The 20,608-nt window shown below is 68.8% G+C and carries 16 protein-coding genes and 1 pseudogene; 11 read left to right on the top strand and 6 right to left on the bottom strand.

Annotated elements, in window-relative coordinates; genetic code table 11:
* The first annotated feature begins 44 nt into the window (after window positions 1–44).
* From A5692_RS22805 to A5692_RS30040, 5 genes are all read left to right on the top strand, one after another.
* A complete protein-coding gene (locus tag A5692_RS22805; protein ID WP_068060212.1) occupies window positions 45–1,172 on the top strand; it encodes a Xaa-Pro peptidase family protein in 1,128 nt (375 codons plus the stop codon).
* 34 nt (window positions 1,173–1,206) lie between these two features.
* The gene (locus tag A5692_RS22800; RefSeq protein ID WP_068060208.1) at window positions 1,207–3,462 is read left to right on the top strand and encodes an alpha/beta hydrolase-fold protein; all 2,256 of its coding nucleotides are present in this window, start codon (window positions 1,207–1,209) and stop codon (window positions 3,460–3,462) included.
* Between the two features lie 89 nt (window positions 3,463–3,551).
* Window positions 3,552–6,404, top strand: coding sequence for a glycohydrolase toxin TNT-related protein (locus A5692_RS28620; RefSeq protein WP_082963018.1), 2,853 nt, complete (start codon window positions 3,552–3,554; stop codon window positions 6,402–6,404).
* The gene (locus A5692_RS28615; RefSeq protein WP_231984422.1) at window positions 6,397–6,906 is read left to right on the top strand and encodes a TNT antitoxin family protein; all 510 of its coding nucleotides are present in this window, start codon (window positions 6,397–6,399) and stop codon (window positions 6,904–6,906) included. Before A5692_RS28620 ends, A5692_RS28615 begins: the two co-directional genes overlap by 8 nt.
* A 34-nt stretch (window positions 6,907–6,940) precedes the next feature.
* Entirely contained in the window at window positions 6,941–7,204 is a 264-nt protein-coding gene (locus A5692_RS30040; protein ID WP_082963014.1) for a hypothetical protein, read from the top strand.
* Window positions 7,205–7,513: 309 nt separating this feature from the next.
* On the opposite strand, the gene A5692_RS22775 is transcribed toward A5692_RS30040, so the two are convergent.
* Window positions 7,514–7,927 (bottom strand): F420-dependent biliverdin reductase, encoded by a 414-nt coding sequence (locus A5692_RS22775; RefSeq protein ID WP_068060196.1) that lies wholly within the window; start codon window positions 7,925–7,927, stop codon window positions 7,514–7,516.
* A gap of 35 nt (window positions 7,928–7,962) precedes the next feature.
* Here A5692_RS22775 and A5692_RS22770 point away from each other — a divergent pair, with 35 nt between their 5' ends.
* The 4 genes from A5692_RS22770 to A5692_RS22755 are packed head-to-tail and all read left to right on the top strand — an operon-like array spanning window position 7,963 to window position 11,411.
* Window positions 7,963–8,712, top strand: a complete 750-nt coding sequence (locus A5692_RS22770) for an SDR family NAD(P)-dependent oxidoreductase (RefSeq protein ID WP_068060191.1) — start codon at window positions 7,963–7,965, stop codon at window positions 8,710–8,712.
* Between the two features lie 49 nt (window positions 8,713–8,761).
* The gene (locus tag A5692_RS22765) at window positions 8,762–9,934 is read left to right on the top strand and encodes a bifunctional cobalt-precorrin-7 (C(5))-methyltransferase/cobalt-precorrin-6B (C(15))-methyltransferase (RefSeq protein ID WP_068060188.1); all 1,173 of its coding nucleotides are present in this window, start codon (window positions 8,762–8,764) and stop codon (window positions 9,932–9,934) included.
* Window positions 9,931–10,686, top strand: coding sequence for a precorrin-4 C(11)-methyltransferase (gene cobM / locus A5692_RS22760; protein WP_068060368.1), 756 nt, complete (start codon window positions 9,931–9,933; stop codon window positions 10,684–10,686). The genes A5692_RS22765 and cobM overlap by 4 nt, the downstream gene beginning before the upstream one ends.
* Window positions 10,683–11,411, top strand: coding sequence for a cobalt-precorrin-6A reductase (locus A5692_RS22755; RefSeq protein ID WP_197514544.1), 729 nt, complete (start codon window positions 10,683–10,685; stop codon window positions 11,409–11,411). Before cobM ends, A5692_RS22755 begins: the two co-directional genes overlap by 4 nt.
* Here A5692_RS22755 and sigC read toward each other — a convergent pair.
* Together sigC and A5692_RS30030 are read right to left on the bottom strand one after the other, a co-directional pair.
* Window positions 11,408–11,962: an RNA polymerase sigma factor SigC gene (gene sigC, locus A5692_RS30035; protein WP_231984426.1), complete on the bottom strand. Its 555-nt coding sequence runs from the start codon at window positions 11,960–11,962 to the stop codon at window positions 11,408–11,410. The genes A5692_RS22755 and sigC overlap by 4 nt on opposite strands.
* Before the next feature lie 156 nt (window positions 11,963–12,118).
* A pseudogene (locus A5692_RS30030) lies at window positions 12,119–12,760 on the bottom strand (DUF2275 domain-containing protein); the annotation flags it as partial.
* 156 nt (window positions 12,761–12,916) lie between these two features.
* Between A5692_RS30030 and A5692_RS22745 the strand changes: the two are divergent.
* A complete protein-coding gene (locus A5692_RS22745; RefSeq protein ID WP_068060183.1) occupies window positions 12,917–14,494 on the top strand; it encodes a PPE family protein in 1,578 nt (525 codons plus the stop codon).
* Here the strand turns inward: A5692_RS22745 and A5692_RS22740 are convergent.
* Genes A5692_RS22740 through cobG form a run of 3 tightly spaced genes read right to left on the bottom strand, consistent with a single transcriptional unit; the run spans window position 14,491 to window position 17,747 of the window.
* Window positions 14,491–15,984 (bottom strand): precorrin-2 C(20)-methyltransferase, encoded by a 1,494-nt coding sequence (locus tag A5692_RS22740; protein WP_068060180.1) that lies wholly within the window; start codon window positions 15,982–15,984, stop codon window positions 14,491–14,493. The two genes, A5692_RS22745 and A5692_RS22740, sit on opposite strands and share 4 nt — an antisense overlap.
* Window positions 15,981–16,607, bottom strand: coding sequence for a precorrin-8X methylmutase (locus A5692_RS22735; RefSeq protein WP_068060177.1), 627 nt, complete (start codon window positions 16,605–16,607; stop codon window positions 15,981–15,983). The genes A5692_RS22740 and A5692_RS22735 overlap by 4 nt, the downstream gene beginning before the upstream one ends.
* A gap of 45 nt (window positions 16,608–16,652) precedes the next feature.
* Entirely contained in the window at window positions 16,653–17,747 is a 1,095-nt protein-coding gene (cobG, locus tag A5692_RS22730; RefSeq protein ID WP_068060174.1) for a precorrin-3B synthase, read from the bottom strand.
* 136 nt (window positions 17,748–17,883) lie between these two features.
* Here cobG and A5692_RS22725 point away from each other — a divergent pair, with 136 nt between their 5' ends.
* The gene (locus A5692_RS22725; RefSeq protein WP_068060363.1) at window positions 17,884–20,517 is read left to right on the top strand and encodes a LuxR family transcriptional regulator; all 2,634 of its coding nucleotides are present in this window, start codon (window positions 17,884–17,886) and stop codon (window positions 20,515–20,517) included.
* The last annotated feature ends 91 nt before the right edge of the window (window positions 20,518–20,608 follow it).

Below are 20,608 nucleotides of genomic sequence, written 5' to 3'. Positions count from 1 at the left end.
ATCGTCTCACGCCGCCGAGCGCCAACCGGGTTAGCCTGGCTGCCATGGACTCTCATCGGTTCGCCACCGGGGTGTATGCCCGCCGGCTGAAGGCGGCGGCCGACGCGACCGCGGAGGCGGGGTTGTCCGGCCTGGTCATCACCCCGGGCTACGACCTGCGTTACCTTGTCGGGTCGCGCGCCCAGACCCTCGAGCGGTTCACCGCGCTGGTCTTGCCGGCGTCCGGTGACCCGACGGTGGTGGTGCCGCGGCTGGAGCTCGCCTCGCTCAAGGGGTCGGCAATTGCGGAACTGGGTCTGGCGGTGCGGGATTGGGTCGACGGGGACGACCCGTACCAATTGGTGGGCGCCGCATTGGGCGGGGTTCCCGCTGCGACCGCCGTCACCGACTCCATGCCGGCGCTTCACCTGCTGCCGCTGGCGGATGCGCTCCGGGTGCTGCCTGTGCTGGCGACCGACGTGATGCGCAAGCTCCGCATGGTCAAGGAGGAATGCGAGACAGACGCGCTGCGCAAAGCCGGCGCGGCCATCGATCGGGTGCACGCCCGGGTGCCGGAATTTTTGGTCCCGGGCCGAACGGAGGCCGATGTGGCCGCCGACATTGCGGAAGCGATTGTGGCCGAGGGCCATTCGGAGGTGGCGTTCATCATTGTCGGTTCCGGGCCGCACAGCGCCGACCCGCACCATGGCTACTCGGATCGCGAACTGCGAGTCGGCGACATCGTCGTCGTTGACATCGGCGGCGCCTATAAGCCCGGGTACCACTCCGACTCGACCCGCACCTACAGCATCGGTGAGCCGAATTCCGAAGTTGCACAGCAATATTCAGTGCTGCAGCGGGCGCAGCGCGCGGCCGTCGATGCGGTGCGGCCGGGCGTGACGGCCGAGCAGATCGACGCGGCCGCGCGCGATGTGCTGGCCGACGCCGGGCTCGCGGAGGCTTTCGTGCACCGCACCGGTCACGGCATCGGGTTGTCCGTTCATGAGCAGCCTTACATCGTCACGGGCAACAACCTGCCGCTGGCCGCGGGCATGGCGTTCTCGATCGAGCCGGGCATCTACTTTCCGGGCCGCTGGGGCGCCCGCATCGAGGACATCGTCGTGGTGACCGAAGACGGCGCGCTGGCCGTCAACAACCGGCCGCACGACCTGATTGTGGTGCCCGTGGCATAGCATCCGGCGCTCATCGGGGCGTACGTTGGCGTTGATGTCACTTCTGGATTTGACTCTCCTTCCGATCCGCATCGCACGCCACATCGCCGACACGCTGGTGCATCCCGCCGCGACGGCACCCGCGCCGCCGGCCGAGCTCGTCGTCGTCGACGGAATGCCGGAGGGGGTTCCCCCGGCGGCGCTGCGCCCAGAGCCGCAGCTCCCGGTGCCGTCGGGCTGGCCGTTCGGCGAGGAGTTTCCACGCACCTGCGGCGCGGGCCGTGTCGCCGGCGGGGCCCTGTTTTGGACCGACTTCCTGTACGACGACCACGGCGCGACGGGCCTGCCGATCGGCGACCTGAAAGTGCAGGCACCGCCGCGCGGCACCTACATCTATCCCGAGGGTCCCGCGGCCCGCAACGGCGCCGACATCTTCCGTGTCGCGATCGGGCTCACCGCAACCCACACGTGGTGGCGGGTCGACTGGAACACCCTGCTCGATGCGTCGGTCCCCATCGCGCTGTTCGCTCTCGACACCGACCCCACCCGAACCGCGCCGGACCAGTGGCCCGCCGGGGCCGGGGTGCGCTCGGCCGGAATCGACATGGCCCTGCGGATTTCGGGCAGTGGTGCCGCTCTGATCGACCTGACCAACCAGTCGACGACGCCGGTGCAGCACAGCGTCGACATGGGATCGCGAACGTTTCTGGCGCGGGTGCCGCGGACCCTGCTGGAGCCGAGCGGCACCTGGACGGTGCGGCTCGCCGCGGGGCTGGCCAATGCGGCGGGCGACGGGTTCGCCGACGTACCCGCCGAGCGCGGCGCACTGCCCGGCCAACCCAACGTGTACAACGTCGCATTCCGCACCAACGAGCAAGAGCCGCCACACCTGAACTTCTGGTCGGACGCGGCGCAGGCCGAGGCATTGACCGGTGGCGACGTGTCGAGGTTCGCCGCGACGGTGGAGTGGGCGCGGCTGGCGGCCGGCGAGACCGCTCCCGAGCCGGTGATCACCGGCCCGTCGACGCGCTGGTATGTGTCCTCGATCGAGCTGGGCCAGGGTGTAACCGCCGACGACATCTTGAGCACCAAGCCGCAGTTCCTCGGCCGGGTGCAGCCGTATTCGGTCTGTCTGCCGTCGAGTTTCAAGCCAGGCCGGGCGCTGCCGTTGACCCTGCTGCTGCATTCGCTTGCGTTGGGGCAGAGCCAGTTCGCCGCGATCGACCCGCGCCTGCTGCATCAGGTGTGCGAGGGGCGTGACTCGGTGGTGATCACGCCGCTGGCCCGCGGGCCGTCGACGTGGTACTTCGATACCGGGGAGTTGGACGTCTGGGAAGTGTGGGCGCGCGTCGCCGAGCAACTGGGCACCGACCCCAACCGCACCGTGATCTCCGGTTACTCGATGGGCGGGTATGCGGCCTACAAGCTGGGATTGACCTATCCGCAAGTGTTTTCGCAGGCCGTCGTGCTGGCCGGCCCGCCGACGTGCGGGGTGCGGCTGCTTCCCGACGTCGACATCCCGGCCGACCTCGACCCGGACTCGTCCTGTGCCCGCGAGGGCGATACGTGGAAGCTGCTGGTGAACGCTCGCTGGCTGCCCTACGTGATCGCGCACGGGCTGGTCGACGAGCTGGTGCCGTTCCCGTCGGCCGCCGAGCAGGTGCTCGAACTCGACCGGCTGGGCTACCGGCACCGCTTCACGGTGTATCCGTTCGAGGATCACATCGCCTGGGTGCTGCAGGATAAGTTCGAAGACCCGATCGCCCACATGGAAACCGCTTTGCGCCAAGCGGATCCGGGACACATCACGTTCGCGTGGCACCCGCAACTGGTGCGCGACGACTTGGGTATCGGGCCGCATCGGGTGTGGTGGCTGTCCGGCCTGACCGCGGATCCCGCGGTGACGGCGCGGCGGGGGGCCATCGCCGAAGTCGACGCGCGGTCGTACGCGCGCCCGGATCCGACGCACACCGTTCGGCATCAACGCGGGTTCCTCCTGAACTTCGGCCCGACCCCCGGCGTCTACAGCGAACTGGACTGGCGGGTGGGTCCGCCCGTGGGTCCGCTGCCGTATCTGACGCTGCGGCTGGCCGGCGTCGCCGCGATCACGGTGGATGTCCAGCGGGCCGGATTGGCGGCGCTGCCGGCGTCGACCATCACGCTGGCCACGGACACCGCCGCGCGGATCACGCTGAGTGGGCTGCCGGCCGGGGTCGGCGTCCAGCTCGACGGTCACCCGGCCGAGCCGATGTTGGCGGTGCCGGTGGGACGGCACCGCATCACGCTGGCCGCCCGGGCTGTTGATGAATGAGTTGTGGCAGCTGGTGGCGGCCGCTAACTTGGCCAAAGCCATCATTGGGTGAATAGCTTCGGCGCGCGGTCTCGACGAGAATTTCGCGCGTGGCTCCCTTGTCGGTCGACCCCGAGGCGATGTACGCCGCGGGCAGCGCCGTGGCAGCCGCGGGGGACGCTCTGGCGGCGAACCTGTCGATATTGACGGCCGGCTTTTCGGCCCACACCGGTGTCGACCGAGCCGGCGAGGTGTTCGGCTTGGCGTACCAGGAGAAGGCCGAGTCGGTGCTGAAGGCGGCCGCTGCCGCCGTCAACGCTTGCCGGAGAAGCGGAGCCGTCATCCAGCAAGGCGCGTCGAACTACTCCAACGTCGACGCGGCTTCGACGCTGGGCGGCGGGCGAGCAGCTTTGAAGCCACCGTCCCCGCCGGCCGAGCTTGCCGCGCCGGGTCCGCCTGGGACGTGGGGGCCCGGCCAGCCGCCCCCACCGCTGTGGTCGTTCGTGCAAGCGTTCGTCCTCGAAGCGTGGCCCGATGGCGATGTGGCGGGTCTGCGTGCGGCTGCCTCTCGTTGGCGTGCCTTCGGTGCGGCGGCCAAAGGTGTGAAGGGAACCCTCAACGCATCGAAGACGCTGTTCGACAGCCAACACATTCCTGAAGGCGAGAACATCGACAACGCTTTGACCGAAATCGGCTCGTCGACAGAGCGTATCGGCGAGCTGTGCGGCTCATTGGCCGGCACCATCGACACGTTCGCGAACAGGGTCGACCACGCCCAAACCGCGATCCGGGATCTGTTGCGTCGGATCGAGTCCCTGGGCGACCTCGGTCACGACGTCATGCTCATCATCGACGGTGACGCGTGGGACGAGATCAAACAGATCGTCAAGGACATCAACGCGGTGCTGCAGCATCTTGGGCAGGAAGCCAGGGCCTGCGAGGAGGCGATCAGGTTCCTCATGCACGAGGCCGATCGCGCGGTCGTCACATGCGAAAAGTACGCGCGCCGCGGGCTCGTCACCTTCCTGGGAGAGGACGTCGGTAACCCCGTCGCGACCCTAGCCGACACCTGGATCAACGCCCATGAGGGTGTCCTCAAAGGTGCGGTCGGCATCGGACTGGGCCTCGTCGACCTGAGCCCGCAGTGGATCGTCGCCGATCCGCAGGGTGCGGCCGCCACCTGGACGGGCATGGTGAAAAACGCCTGGAAAGAAAGTCTTTTCAATGCTGCGGTCAATCCCAGCGAATTTTCGGAAGCGAGGCTGCAGGAGCTGAAAGGCCTTGTGCATGCCGAGGATTGGAGTACGGCTCGGCCGGGATTGGGCGCCGGCGAAGTCGCATTCGACGGCGCCACCCTGTTCGCACCGGGCCTCGGTGAGGCGGGTGCGGCGGCCGACGGTGCGGGAGCCGCCGCACTTGGCGCAGAGGAAGAGGCGGAGGCTGCGGGTGGCGCTGCGGGGCGTGCTGGTGGGGAAGGCGCAGCGGGAGCGCGCGGCGTGCTGACCGATATCACCAAAGCCGGCGGTGACGTGACCAAGAACCTCGAAGGGGCCACCCGTGATCTGCCGGAAATCAAACCGCCCGCTGGCGGTACTCCTGTGGCAATGGCGCCCGGTAAGCCGTTTGAACCACCGGTTGAGTCGGCGCCCCGGCCGGATGATGGCGCACCAGGTGTGCAAGGCCCGAGCTCTCCGTCTGGGCCAAAGCCCTCGGATGGTTCGGGCGCTGCGGTTGGTGGCGGTCCGCATGAGCCTAGGTCCGCGCCCGTCGAGAGCCCTCGCGACCCAGTGTCCGTGCCGTCGGGTCGCCCAAATGAATCGGTGCCAACCCCCTTTGGTGAGCCGCGGGAGCCGCTACCGGCCACGGCACCCGGGTCGGCTTCGGCAGCCGTACCCGCCGCAGCGGTCGATCGTGTGCCGGCGGGCATGGCGCAACTAGGCGAGCATTCGCCGGCGCGAGCGCCGGTAATGCCGAGCGGATCGTCGGTTGAGGCCGCGCCGGGCGGTGCCAGCGCGCCGGCGCCTGTTGCGTCCGCGGCTACTGCACCGCATTTCACCCCTCCTGACATTCGCCCGTCGGAAATGGCCGCACCTGGCCGCGACTGGCACAGTCCGGGTGACGCTGGTCCGCCAGACGGTCAGCCGCCGCATGGCGGACAACCGGGCGGCCCCCGCGGCAGCGATGCGGATGGCGGTAAGCCAGACGGACAACCGCCAGGCGGCGGCCACCGTGGAGACCATGGCGACGGAGATTCATCCGGTGACCGCGGAGATGACCGACCGCCCGACGGCGGTGGCGGTGCCGATTCTCCGGGTGGTGAACGCCAGGACCCCGTGCATTCACATGAGCCCGCTGGTGATGGATGGCATCGATTACCGGATGAGCCACTTGACCCACATTATGGAGAACCATTACCTGAACATTGGAATTATCCGTACGATCCTTCAGATATGAGCCACATACACTCGGCCGTCAGAAAGCTGATAAAGGATCCCGAAGCCCCATTCGGACGCGATGCGCAAGGTCACGCATATTCTCAGCAAGAATACGAGGAGCGTTTTAATAAACTCGGTCCAGGGGGCCAACATTGGTACAATTTTCCCAAGAACGCTGGGGCGGTGCCAGGCACGCGAGTCGCTTATTCAAACCTGAGTGTGTTCGTTCGAGATTATGGGGACCTTGTTGATCGCATTGGCGATGACGAAGGCGCGTATCTGGCGGTTATGGAGGACGGGCACGCGGCGACTTGGGAAGAGCGTGGCCTTCACGTAAGTTCTCTACGAGACCCGTACAACGCATACACACTGAGTCAACTGCCCGAAAAGTGGACAATCGAAGTATCGGAGGTGGCTCCCGGGCTCGGTCAGCCTGGTGGATCGCTGCAGGTGCGGATCTTCGATGCCCAGGGTGAGTCGCGCACCGTCGAGGAATTGATTGGAAAGGTGTTGACCCGTGGTGGGTGATGTGGACCTCTCGTCCGGCGTGCAAGAGTGGATTCGGCTCGCCGGGATGGAACTGATCCAAGGGTCCAAAACGGATGATGGACGAACCCAGATCTGGAACAAAGGTGGAGAACGGCGATATTTCATTAGCGCCGTCGACGGCTTTTTTATAATTACGTCTTCTGACCGCATGGGCAGAGAAAGTTTCCATCTGGGCGCGGTGAGTCGCGAGCTTATTGAAAAGTACCTTTACGGTTATTTTGGTAATGCAGTACGCAAGAATCGCGGTTTGCCCCGCGTGCGGAAACCTTCCATGCCGGATGAATTAGCCCAAAAGTATAACCTTGGCAAGACTGCTTTCCATGATCGCGAGCGGGACACGCTCATAGGTCCTGAAGGTTCAATGATAGCGATTTCTGCAGATGATAGGCTCGTTGAGTTATCGCATTATGTCGATGTACCTGTACAAACCATTGAAAAATCATTCCTCGATCCCGATGGCGGGCGGCTGTTTGCTCATTAGGCATCAAGCGGAGATCTTTAATTAGCAGGAAGCGATGAAATTCGACGACACATATTTCTCACGAGAAGATAAATACTCTATAGGTGTTGAATCGATCGCCAGCCGTTACTACGCGTCAATACCAGTTAGCAACGGCATTGTCGACTATGAAGAGCACTACGAACTTACGCCTGGTCAGTACCGCCACTTTCTTGACGACCGGGCAGCTGCGATCGAGTTCGTAGACGCATGCCGTAGGAGGGAGCGCGACCATCTCCTTCTCCAGGCGCCAGGCAGTAACCGAGGAACACCTGTCTAAAGACGCAGTGCACAGCTGAACGGTGCGCCAAAAGGCGCAGTAGAAGGGCGGATGCGGTGTAATGAGCAGAAAAATCGCCGGGAAGATTTTCTCTACGCCAGAAGAGGCTGGCGTGACTCCTCCGACGGAAGCGCAGCTGGCGGACGCGCGCAGAGCGTTCGATGAATTTGAGCAGAAAGTAAACGCTGTTGCTCCGGAAGACAGGGCGACAGATGTCTCGCCAAAGTTCTGGGATGACATCTCAGGGACGGAGTACGACCCTCGGAGGAAAGGCAGTTAGCGGCGGTCCGACATGTCGGCGGGCGTGCCCTACACCTCGCCCCGGTCCAGCAACCCTGACGAACCCAGCACCCGCTCCACGCGCACCTCGATGACCACCCGCCGCGGATTCGGCCGCGGAGTCCGGTAGCGCTGGGCGTATCGCAGTTCGGCGTCGCGGACCGCGTCGACATCGCTGTTCACCTTCGACCGGCCCTCCAGTGACAACCACCGCGCGCCGTCGACCTGACTGAGCACCGCCACCCCGCCGCGGTCGGCGTTCACCGCCTTCTGCGATCCGCCGGTGGTGATGACCCGCGCGATGTGCGTCTTGGGGTCGAAGGTGAAACCCACCGCCACGACATGCGGCGAATTGTCGGCTCGCAGCGTGGTCAGCATGGCCAGATGCCGTTCGGACAGGAACGCCAGCGCATCGTCGGTGAGCCGGGTAGTGGTATTCGCCATCACCGCTCACGCTAGCGCAGGTCATAATCGCAGCCGTGGACGACACGGGCGCAGGTCCAGTACTGATCCTGGGCGGCCGCAGCGAGATCGGCATCGAGCTGGCGCGGCTCCTCGCGCCCGGGGCGACGGTGGTGCTGGCCGCACGCAAGGCCGGCCAACTCGACGAGCAGGTCGCCGCGCTCAAAGCCGCCGGGGCCAACACGGTGCACACAGTCGAGTTCGATGCCGACGACCTGGGCTCGCACGGTCCGCTGGTCGACTCGGTCGTCGCCGGCCACGGACCCATCGCCACGGCGGTGCTGGCCTTCGGAATCCTCGGCGACCAAGCCCGCGCTGAGACCGACGCCGCGCACGCGGTCGCCATCGTGCACACCGACTACGTCGCGCAGGTCAGCATCCTCACCCATTTGGCGGCCGCGATGCGCACAGCCGACAGCGGCCAGCTGGTGGTGTTCTCCTCGATCGCCGGCGCGCGTGTGCGTCGCGCCAACTACGTCTACGGCTCGGCCAAGGCCGGCCTGGACGGCTTCGCGAGCGGGCTGGCCGACGCCCTGCACGGCACCGGCGTGAAACTGCTGATCGCCCGACCGGGTTTCGTGATCGGACGCATGACGCAAGGTATGGATCCCGCGCCGCTGTCCAGCACGCCCGCCCAGGTGGCCGCGGCCACCGCGCGTGCGCTGGCCAAGGGTCGACGCACCGTGTGGATCCCGTGGGCGTTGGGGCCAGCGGCCGCCGTGATGCGGCTGCTGCCGCAGTCGCTGTGGCGCAGGATGCCGCGATGATCCGCGCCGGTGACGATGCAGAGCGAAGCGATGGGGAGGAACGGCGCTCATGATCATCGTGGTCGGCATTGGGGCCGACGGCATGGCGGGACTCGCGGAAACCTCTCGCGGTGAATTGCGAAGCGCAACAGTAATCTACGGGTCAAAACGGCAACTCGACCTGCTCGACGACACTGTGACCGCGCCGCGCCGGCAATGGCCCTCGCCGATGCTGCCCGCCCTGCAAACCCTGCGAGACCGCCACGCCGACGACATCCATGTGGTGGCCAGCGGCGACCCGCTCATGCACGGCATCGGGGGCACGCTGATCCGGCTCTACGGCCCCGAACACGTCCGGGTCCTGCCGCACGTGTCCTCGGCGACGCTGGCGTGTGCCCGGATGGGCTGGAACGCCCACGACACGGAGGTCATCAGCCTCGTTACCGCGCCGCTGCACACCGCAGTGCGCCGCGGCGGCCAAGCGATCGTGCTGTCGAAAAGCGCGGCCACGCCCCGAGAGCTCGCCGCATTGCTCGAAGCCCACGGCCGCGGTGATTCCGAAATGAGCGTCCTCGAAAACCTCGGTGGCCCAACCGAACGGCGTCGCGACGCCACCGTGCGCCAATGGGCCGCGGACGCGCCCCACGACGTCGACGACCTCAACGTCGTCGCGATCCGCTACCTGCCCGACGAACGGCTGTCGCCGCTGCCCGACGACGCGTTCCGCCATGACGGGCAGATCACCAAGCATGGCATCCGCGCGGTGACGCTGGCGGCGCTGGCGCCGCGCCCGGGCGAGCGGCTGTGGGATGTGGGCGCGGGCTCGGGCAGCATCAGCGTCCAGTGGTGTCTGAGCGGCATCGGTTGCAGCGCGGCCGCATTCGAGCGCGACGAACGCCGCCGCCACAACATCGCCTTCAACGCCGCGGCCTGCGGCGCCGCCATCGACGTTCACGGCGACGCTCCGGGCGCCTTCGGCGGGCTCGAGCCACCGTCGGCGATCTTCATCGGCGGCGGCCTCACCCAACCCGGCCTGCTCGACGCCTGCCTCGCCAGCCTGCCGGACGGCGGCCGCCTCGTCGCCAACGCGGTCACCGCGGAATCCGAAGCACTGCTGGCACAGTCGCATTCGCGTTTCGGGGGCCAGCTGAGACGCTTCCAGCACTACCACGGCGAGCCGCTCGGCGGCTTCACCGGATGGCGCCCACAGATGCCGGTCACCCAGTGGTCGGTGACCAAGTGACGGTGTATTTCATCGGCGCGGGCCCGGGCGCCGCCGACCTGATCACCGTCCGCGGCCAGCGGCTCCTCGAAAGGTGCCCGGTGTGCCTATACGCGGGATCGATCATGCCCGACGATCTTTTGGCGCTGTGCCCGCCCGGGGCGAAAGTCATTGACACCGGCCCGCTGACGCTCGAGCAGATCATCACCGAACTCGCGGACGCCGACGCCGCCGGCCACGACGTCGCGCGCCTGCATTCCGGTGACCCGTCGCTCTATAGCGCGCTGGCCGAACAATGCCGGCGGCTCGACACGCTGGGCATCGACTACGAAATCGTGCCCGGGGTGCCGTCTTTCGCCGCGGCGGCGGCCGCGCTCAAGCGCGAGCTCACGGTCCCCGGGGTCGCGCAGACGGTGACGCTGACCCGGGTCGCCACCCTGTCGACGGCCATGCCGCCCGGGGAAGACCTGGCCACCCTCGCCCGATCCGGCGCTACGCTGGTCCTGCACCTGGCCGCGGCGCAGATCGATGTCATCGTGCCGCAACTCCTCGACGGCGGGTATCGTCCCGAAACACCAGCCGCCGTCGTGGCTTTCGCGAGTTGGCCGGAAGAGGCAGTGCTGCGCGGCACGCTCGCCGACATCGCCGGGCAGACGCAACAGGCGGGTATCACCAAGACGGCGGTGATCATCGTCGGTGAAGTGCTGGCCGCCGAGGGATTCACCGACAGCTACCTGTATTCGGCCGGGCGGACACGGGGGAGCGGGCACTGATGCGAGTGCTGCTGCTCGGCGGCACGGCCGAAGGTCGCGCGCTGGCCAAAAACCTGCACCCGCGCATCGACATCGTCAGCTCCCTGGCCGGCCGGGTGCCGGACCCCGCCCTGCCGGTGGGCACGGTACGCATCGGCGGCTTCGGCGGCGTCGAGGGCCTCCGGCGCTGGCTGCTCGAGCAAGGCGTCGACGCCGTCATTGACGCGACCCATCCGTTCGCCGCGACCATGACCGCGCACGCCGCGCAAGCGTGCGGCGAGTTGCAGATTCCGCATCTGGTCCTGGCCCGCCCGGCGTGGGAGCCCGGCGATGCGATCATCGTGGAATCCGACACCAGGGCCGCCGAAACCGTTGCAAAGGAACGCTTCTCGCGGGTATTTCTCACCACCGGACGCTCGGGGACGAGGGCCTTCGCCGACAGCGACGCGTGGTTTCTGATCCGCGCGGTCACTGAACCCGACCCCGCGTCTTTGCCCCGCCATCACCAGCTGGTGCTCTCTCGCGGTCCGTACCACTACGACGGCGAGGTCGCGCTGTTGCGGGAGCACCGGATCGACGCGTTGGTCACCAAGAACAGCGGGGGAAACATGACTCGGGCGAAATTGGACGCCGCTGCGGCCCTGGGCATCCCGGTGGTGATGGTGGCGCGCCCGCCGCTTCCGGCCGGGGTGAGCGCCGTGGGCAGCGTCGAACAAGCCGCCGAATGGCTGGTGGGACTGGATTAGGCGGTCAGGTCGTCGCGCTCGGCGTCGGCGGCGAGCAGCGCGTCGCGGGCGCGGGCGACGCGGGATCGGATCGTGCCCACCGGGCAGCCGCACACCGCCGCCGCGTCGGCGTAAGGCAGCCCGAGCAATTGGGTGAGCAACAAGGCTTCTCGTTGCTCGGCGGTGAGGTTCGCGATCATCGTGGTGACCTCGACCAGGTCTTCGAATCCGCGCGCGTGACGGTCGCCGCGCAGTACGTGCTCCGGGTCGGCACCGAGCGCGGCGCGGGGACGCGACTGGACGTGGCGGATGTGATCGGCCACGACACGGCGCGCGATGGACAGCAGCCAGGTCCGGGCGCTCGAGCGCCCGGAGAATCGTTCGATGGCGCCGATCGCGCGCAGGAAGGTCTCCTGGGTCAGGTCGTCGGCGCTGCCCGCGTCCGACAGATATGCAACGAACCGCCACACGTCTTGCTGGGTAGCCTTGATGAAAGCCTCGAGCGCCCTGTCGTTCCCACGCGCGGCGGCCAACGCGAGATCGGTAACCTCGTCGTCGTTTGACGCGATCATGGCGAACCACCTTTGTGTCGCGGGCTCACCGAGTCTACGACGCTCTGTCGTAGCGGCGGTGGCGGGGTGGGAAGCCGATCGATTGATGGGCCACAGGTGACCGCGGCGTCGGGGGGCGGGGAACTCGCTGGGCCAGAACCCATGATCGGCCACCTCGGGCGCGCCTGCGCGATCCGACCTGATCCGTTCCCGCGCCACCAGTAACGCGAACGCGAGCCCCAACAGCAGGGGCATGTGACTGGCGATGCGCGTCGCGGTGACGTCGCCGGCGAAGGCGTCGACGACCACGTAACCCAGTAGCGCGACCGAATAGACGCCCGTAATCGCCGCCACCCCAATCGCGGTGACGGGCCAAACACCGGCGGCGACCATAGCCAGGCCCAGCGCCAGCAACCAGGCGGTGGACTCGTGCATCAAATGTTCTCCGGACATGGCGCCGTGCATGTGGCTCGACACCATCCCGAAATCGATGCCGCTGATTTGCGCGGCGGCGATCGCCACCTGGAAGAGACCGACTCCGATCAGGCCCCACCGCCGGTAGTGCTTGCGCAGCCAACGCATCCTGCGCTGGCGCCCGGAGGATTCCTCGCCGATGCTCGCCATGATCTTCGCGACCAGGTCGGGCCCCTCGCCCGGCTCAACGGTGGCCAGCCGGCGGGTCTGGGCCGCGGCGTCGATGAGCCAGGAGCGGCACCGCCGGCACGATTCGAGATGAGCGTCGACCTGCTGCGCGAGCACCTGGGGACGTTCGCCGTCCAGTCGAGCCGAAAGCGCCTCACGCGCCGCGTCACACCGCATCCCTGCATCGTTGCGCATGCCCGGTCCGGGTGCAAAGAGCGTTCGAAACGGCCGGCGGGAACTAATCCGCCCGGGAAACCGACCACTGAACATCAGCAGCCCACCCCCGACATCCACCAAAGAGGTATTCGTGTTCGTGCCCGAAGGCCCCCGACGATGACCGCCCCGATCTGGATCGCCTTCCCTCCGGAAGTGCACTCGACCCTGCTCAGCAGCGGTCCCGGACCCGGATCGCTGCTCGCCGCCGCCGCGACGTGGTCGTCGATGAGTGGCCAATACGCCGACGCCGCAGCGGAACTCGGTGGGCTGTTGGGCGCCGTGCAGGGCGGTGCATGGGAGGGGCCCAGCGCCGAACAGTACGTCGCGGCACATGGGCCGTACCTGGCTTGGCTGGAGGAGAGCTCGGCCAAGAGCGCGACCGCGGCCGCACTGCACGAAACCGCGGCCGGCGCTTACACCACGGCGCTGGCCGCCATGCCGACGATGCCCGAGCTCGCGGCGAACCATGCGACCCACGCGGCGCTGGTCGCGACCAACTTCTTCGGCATCAATACCGTTCCGATCGCCGTGAACGAGGCCGACTACGCGCGCATGTGGGTGCAGGCCGCCACCACGATGACCACCTATCAGGTGGTGGCGGAATCCGCCCTCGCGGCGGTTCCGGCGACCACGCCCGCGCCGCCGATCGTCACCCCGGGCGCGGAGGCCAGCGTCGCGACCGCGCAAGCCGCCCAGCAGCAAGCCACTCAGAGCTATCCGTCCTGGCAGGACCAGCTCACGGCCTGGCTGCAGCAGTACACCAAGAATTTCGCCTGGCCGGTGTCCAAAGACCTCAACCCCGGGGGCTGGCCGTTCCCGCCGGTGCCGTTCGTCAACGGCCTCGCCTCGTTCTTCGGTCAGCTGGGATTCTCGCCGGCCCTCTCCAGTGCGCTCGGATGGGCGATCTTCCACACGCTGATGATCTTCTGGCCGTTCATGCAGGCCGCCATCCAGATGGCCGTCGTGCTCGCACCGATGATCGTTTCGGTCCTGGGTGCCGCCGCGGCCGGCGGCGCGGCGGTGGCGGTCACCGCGGTGAGCGTCGCGACGCCGCTCGCGGTCACCGCGCCGCTGCCGGCGCCCGCGTCCGCCCCGGCGCCGATGGCGTCCGCGGCGCCCCCCACCGTCGGCACCGCTCCGGCGAGCGTGAGCAATGCCCCGACGGCGTCCAGCGCTCCCGCGTCGACCGTGGCCACCCCCGCCGGGGGCGGGCCGGCCGGCGGCGGACCGGGCCCCGGTTTCAGTCCGACCGCCACGGACGGCATCGGCGCGGGCATGTCCGACGCCCTCTACGCCGCGGCGCTGTCGGGGCTGGCGGCGCGCGGCACCGCCAGCGGCCGGGCCCGGCGGAAGTCTGAGGAACCGGCGCCCGACGACGTCGACGCGCCCGCTGCGGCCGCGGCGGCCGCAGCGGCCAGGAAGAAGGCCCGGGCGCGCCGGCGCCGCGCCGGTACCGCCACCGACCGCGCCTACCGCTACGAATTCCTGGACCTCGACCAGGACGCGGGCGCCGACGAGGAAGACTGGGCCACGGTGGGTGCCTCGGATCAGGGCGGGGGCCCGCTCGGATTCGCCGGGGCCGCAACCAGATCCGGTGTCAGCCAGCCGGCCGGGTTGGCCACGCTGACCCGTGGCGGGTTGGGTGACGGCCCCGCCGTGCCGATGATGCCCAGCAGCTGGGACGGCGACGCCTAGCCGAGGGGGTAGCGCCGGGGCGTGAACACCCGGTCGCCGGAATCGCCCGGGTACCACTGGGTTTGCGAGGAACCGACGATCAGCAAGCAGCGCATGTCCACCTCGGCGGGATCCAGGTCGGCCAGCCGCACCACACGCACGTCCTCGTCGGGGCCGGAAACGTTGCGGCCGATCACCACCGGCGTCCCGGGTTCGCGGTGTTCCAAGAGGAGGTCCCGCATCGCGGCGACCTGCCACGTCCGGGTCTTGGAGGCCGGGTTGTAGATGGCCAGTACGAGGTCGGCGGCGGCCGCCGCCGACAACCGCCGGGCGATGATCTCCCACGGCTTGAGCCGGTCGGACAGCGAGATCACCGCGTAGTCGTGGCCCAGCGGAGCACCGACCCGGCTGGCGACGGCCTGGGCGGCGGTCATCGCCGGAATGACCCGCACCCGCACTCCCGGCCACTCCTTGGCCTCTTCCAACACGGCGGTCGCCATGGCGAAGACCCCGGGATCGCCCGACGACACCACCGCGACGGAGCGCCCTTGCTCGGCCAACGCGCAGGCCAGTCGGGCGCGCGCGGGTTCGTCGGTGTTGTCGCTGGGATGACGCCGCTGGCCGTCGCGCAGCGGGACGCGGTCCAGGTAGCCGCCGTAGCCGATCAGGTCGGTGGCGGCGGCCAGCTCGCGCCGGCTCTGCGGCGTCATCCAGTCGGCGTCGCCGGGTCCCAGACCCACCACCGCGACCGCGCCGGCCGGGGAGGGCTGCCGTCGGCGCCGCCCACCGGGCAGCATGGCCAGCGAGAAGTACGGCACGCCCGCCTCGTCGACCTCGGCGGCGGGCAGGATGCGCTGCCCCGCGGTACTGGCACGTTCGACGTAATACGCGTCGTCGAGCTGCCCGGACGCTGAAAGCGCTTCGCGCACGGCATGATACGAGCGACCGAGTTTCAGCACCACGGCGGCGTCGGCGTCGGCGAGGCGGCGGGTCAGCTCCGCGACCGGCAGGGTACCGGGCAGCACCGACAGCACCTCGTCACCGGCGACCAACGGGGTCGCGATGGCCGCGGAGGCGGCGCTCACCGACGTCACACCCGGCACGATGACGGCGTCGAACCGCTCGGTCAGCCGGGTGTGCAGATGCATGTACGAGCTGTAGAACAGCGGGTCACCCTCCGCGAGCAGCGCCACATTGCGGCCGGCGTCGAGGTGGGCGGCGATGCGGGCGGCGGCTTCGACGTAGAAGTCCTCCAGCGCACCGGCGTAGCCGCCGGGATGGTCGGTCACCTCGGTGGTCACCGGGTAGATCAGGTGCTCCTCGATCTGGCCGGGCCGCAGGTAGGGCTCGGCGATGCCGCGCGCGATGCTGCGGCCGTGGCGGGCGCTGTGGTAGGCCACCACATCGGCCTCGCCGATCACCCGGGCCGCCTTGACGGTGACCAGCTCCGGGTCCCCGGGTCCCAGCCCGACGCCCCAGAGCGTGCCTCTCCGGTTGGCCTGGTCGGTCATTCGCGATCGCTCGCGATCGCGTTGACGGCGGCGGCGGCCATGGCGCTGCCGCCGCGACGGCCCCGCACCACCAGATACGACATGCCGCGCGGGCGGTCGATGAGCTCCTGCTTGGACTGTGCCGACCCGACGAATCCCACCGGGCCGCCCAGCACACCGGCCGGCGGGGAAACTCCTTCGTCGACCAGCTCGAGCAGCCGGAACAGGGCGGTTGGCGCGTTGCCGATCGCCAGCACGGCGCCCGGCAGCCGGTCGGCCCACAGCTCCACCCCGGCGGCCGACCGAGTGGTGCGCCGGCGCGCCGCCAGCTCCGGGGCGCGCGGGTCGGCCACCAGCGACACCACTTCGTTGCCGGCCGGCAGCCGCGCACCGGTGATCCCGGCCGCCACCATCGACGAGTCGCACAGCACCGGGGCGCCGTCTCGCAGGGCTGCGCCGACGCGGGCGACGACATCGTCGGTGAATGCCACGTGCTCGGCGACGTCGACCTGCCCGCAGGTGTGGATCAACCGGACCACGACGCGCGCGACGTCGTCCGGGAACCGGGCCAGGTCGGCTTCGGCGCGGATGGTCGCGAACGACTGGCGGTAGATCTCCGCCGCGTCGCGGATGTAGTCGAGCACCCGCCCACTTTAAGGCTCGTCAGGCTTGCCGCCCGCTGCGCCCGGTTACAGCCGCCGGTAGCCGTCCGCCGTGGCGATCAGCACCTCACCGGCGAGCGGGCTGCCGCAGGCGCGGTCGCAACCGACGAAGTGACGATGCACTCCCGAATCCTCGTCCAGCGCCCGGGCGGCGTCGGTCCGAACGTCGGCGGCCGAGTGCGCGCACCCGGGGCTTCCGGTGCAGGCGCTGACGTTGAGCCAGGGCGAGTTCTCGTCGAACACCAGACCCAACGGTGCCAGCACCCGCAGCGCGACGTCCGCGACGGCCTCGTCGAGATCGCACACCAGCACCGACCGCCACGGGGTGATCACCACCGGCGCCTCGATCGCCGCGAGGTACTCCGCGACGCGGGCGGGCAGCACCCCCAGCGGCACGGCGGCGCCGAGCGCCACTCGGCCGTCTTCCTGGTCGATCCAGCCCACCGGGGGCCTGGTGACCGCGGCAAAGGGGGTGGTGTCGAGCTCGGCGCCGGGCAGCAGGCTGGCGATATCATCCAATTCCTTGACGCGCCAAGCGGTTCCATGCGTGGCCACAAATCGCGTCGCGATGATGACCAGCGTCTCGATCACCCCGCCGGCGCTCAGCCGGACACCGGTGTCGCGCCCGGCCAACAGCAGCGCGTAGCCGTCGGGAAACGCGTGCACGCCGACGTCGGCGCACAGGCCCGATACGTCGGCGCGCCCGTCGTCAAGCCCGAACCAGAACCGGCCGCCGAGCCCGGCGAGGCTGGGCTCCGCGCAGATCGCCGCGTCCAGCTCGGAGACCCACGGCCGGACATCGGCGTTGCCGCCGGCCCGGCCGGACAGCGGCGACGCGACGATGTTGCGGACTCGCTCATGGGTCGCGGACGGCAACAGCCCGGCATCGAGGATCGCCGCGGCCGCCGCCGGCACGTCGGTGATGCCGCGCACCTGCACGTTGGCGCGCGCGGTGAGCTCCAACGTCGCCGAGCCATATGTGCTCGCCACGTGCGAGAGCGCCGCCAGCTGAGCGGCCGTCAGCATGCCGCCGGGCAGCCGGATCCGCGCCAGGGCGCCGTCGGCCGCCCGGTGCACCTGCAGCGCGCCCGGGCAGGCGTCGGTGTCACGCGTCCTGGCCACCCGTCCACCGTACGGCCCGAGTGACTGGGCGTCGGCTCGGCAGGGAAGGAATGGAGGATTTCGAAGTTTGCCCGTCGCCCGGTGCGCTGGCGGTAGCGTGTGTTCAAACATTTGGTCCGAGAGGTTCGGCGCTGTGGTGCGAACTCAGCGGGGGGCGAATTGGCCGGTCGTCGCCCGCGACGCCGAGCTTGATCAGGCGTGGGCGGCCCTCGAGGCCGGTGCCCAGGGTCGAGGGGTCGCCCTGCTGGGCGAGAGCGGCGTCGGGAAATCGACGCTTGCGCGGACTCTCGCCGAGTGCTTGGGCTCGCGGGGACACGCGGTGCGGTTCGTGCTCGGCACCGAGACCGGCCGGGCGATACCGCTTGGTGCGTTCTATCGGTCCCTGACCGTGGATGCGACGCATGAACCGGCCGTGATGCTGGCCTGTGCGCACCGAACGCTGGAAAGGGTCAAGAATCTGCTCCTCGTCGTCGACGACGCGCAACTGCTTGATCCGCTGTCGACGACGCTGGTGCACCAGCTGGCCGTCGGCGGCCGAACCCGGCTGATCGTGGTGGTTCGCACCGGGGAGTCGTTGCCCGATACGGTGACGTCGCTGTGGAAAGAACAGCTGGTGCTACCGCTGGCCATCAGGCCGTTTACCCGGGAACAAGTCGGAGAGCTCGCCCGGAAAGTCCTGGGCGACGCAGTGGACAGGCGACTGGTTGACGAGCTGCACCGCCGAACCGCAGGCAACCTGTTGCTGCTCCGCGGCCTGCTGGGCGCCGGCCAAGAGAGCGGTGTGCTGGCGCACACGGGGACGGGCTGGCAGTTGCATGGTTCCCTGCGTGGCGACGACGAGCTCTACGACCTGTTGGAATTTCGGCTGCGATCGTTGGCGCCCGACGAGCTAGCGGTCATCGAGGTGATCGCCACCGCGGAAGTCTTGGACTGGTCCGTCTTGCAATCGGTATGCAACGTCGACGCCGTCTCGCGCCTCGAGCGCCGGGGCCTGATCCAGCTCGTCGCCAACGGGGCGCAGACCGTTGCGCGCCTGAACCACCCCGTCATTGGTGAAGCGGCGCTTCAGCGCGCCGGGGTTGCGCGGGCGCGTCAACTCAACACTCTGCTGGCTCAACAACTCGAACGGCATTCCGGGGATGTGCCGGTCATCGATGTGCGAACCCGGATACAGCGGGCCCAGTTCATGATGCGGAGCGACCTGCAGCCGGACCTCGAGGAGATCATCGACGCGGCGGCGAGCGCGGTCGCCATGTCGAACGTCGCATTCGGAGAGACGTTGGCCCGCTTCGCGTTCGAGCGCGGCGGCGGCCTGCCGGCGGCGATCGTGCTGGCGGAGGCGTTGAGTTGGCAGGGACGCGGCGACGAGGCCGAAGAGGTGTTGGGAGCGTTTGATCCGGACGGCACCGACGAGCTGCTGATGGTGCGATGGGGTTGTCAGCGCGCGGCGAATCTGTTCTGGGACTGCGGGCGGGTCGACTTGGCGCGCTCGGTGCTCGCAAACGTGAATGACCGCGTTGATTCGGAGGCCATGCTCGGTTTGGCGTTGGCCATGCAGGCATCTTTCGCGTTCTTCTGCGGCGACGTGCCCGAGGCGATTTCGACGGGGCTGCCCTTGTGCGAGTCGGGGGTGCGGTCGCGCGAAGCGGTATTGGCAGCCATGTCCACCGCCTGGGCGTTGGCGTTGGCCGGACGTTTCTCGGACTCTCATCGCATCGCCGATCAAGGCTTCCGGACCGCCGAGTTCGGCGAGTCCGGGCCCCAACGATTCGCGATCGGACTGGCCGAAGTCATGGCCTTCACGGCCGCCGGTGATCTGGGTGCGGCCGACCTGGTGCCGCAACGCTATGCGGCCCTGACGGCGGGCGTGCGCGAGGCCAAGGCAACCGTGAAAGCGGTTGTCGGGCTGGCGAAGTTTGCGCGCGGTGCGCTGGGTGCCGCCGGCGAGGCACTGCATGATTCGCTGGGAGCGATGCGGACCGGGTTTCCGTCCGGCTGGTTGATGCTGGTTTCGGCGCTGTTGGCACAACTGGAAGCCGGACAAGGGCATTCCGAGCTGGCGGCTGCTGCCCTGAAGATCGCCGAAGACGCCAATGGACCGCAAGTCGCGGTCTTCCTGCCCGAACTCGAGCTCGCCCGCGCATGGTCGCGGGCCTCCGCTGGCCAGACGAGTTCCGCCCGGCGGCATGCGATACGCGCGGCGGAGATCGCAAAAAAGTCCGGGATGTGCGCCGTCGAGATCCGGGCGCTCCACACCGCCGTCCGATTCGGCGATCGTTCGCACGCGGCCCGGTTGGGTGAGCTTGCCCGCATCCTCGGTGCTCCGCTTCCCGACGCGATGGCGGCGCATGCGCGCGCCCTTGTCGACCACGACGCCAATCTGCTCGACGAGGCAGCCGAACGGTTTTCGGTCATCGGGGCTATGGCGCTGGCCGCGGACGCGGCGGCTCAGGCCGCCGGGGAGCACGCGCGGGCGGGCGAGCGGGCCAAAGGGCTGGAATCGTCGGCACGGGCGCGCTGGCTGGCGGGCAAGTTCGGCCTGCACTCGCCGGCGATTGACGCAGCCACCCAGCCGTTACCAATCACCGACCGCGAACGCGAGGTCGCGGCGATGGTCGCGGCAGGGCTGTCCAACCGCGAGATCGCGGATCGGCTATCGCTCTCGGGCCGCACGGTAGACGGACATCTGTATCGGATCTTTGCCAAACTCGACATCCGGAGCCGCGACGAGCTTGCTCGCCTCATGAGGGCGGTCGAGCCCGGCGCATGACGGGCGCGGCCGTCGTCGCCTTCGGGCCGAGCCTAGGCGCCCGAAAATCGAGTAGCCGCCTACTCTAGGTCGCGACGCGCACTCTGCCGGA

Source organism: Mycobacterium sp. E342 (genome assembly GCF_001667665.1).
GTDB lineage: Bacteria > Actinomycetota > Actinomycetes > Mycobacteriales > Mycobacteriaceae > Mycobacterium.
This window is presented reverse-complemented; position numbering and strand designations above follow the sequence as displayed.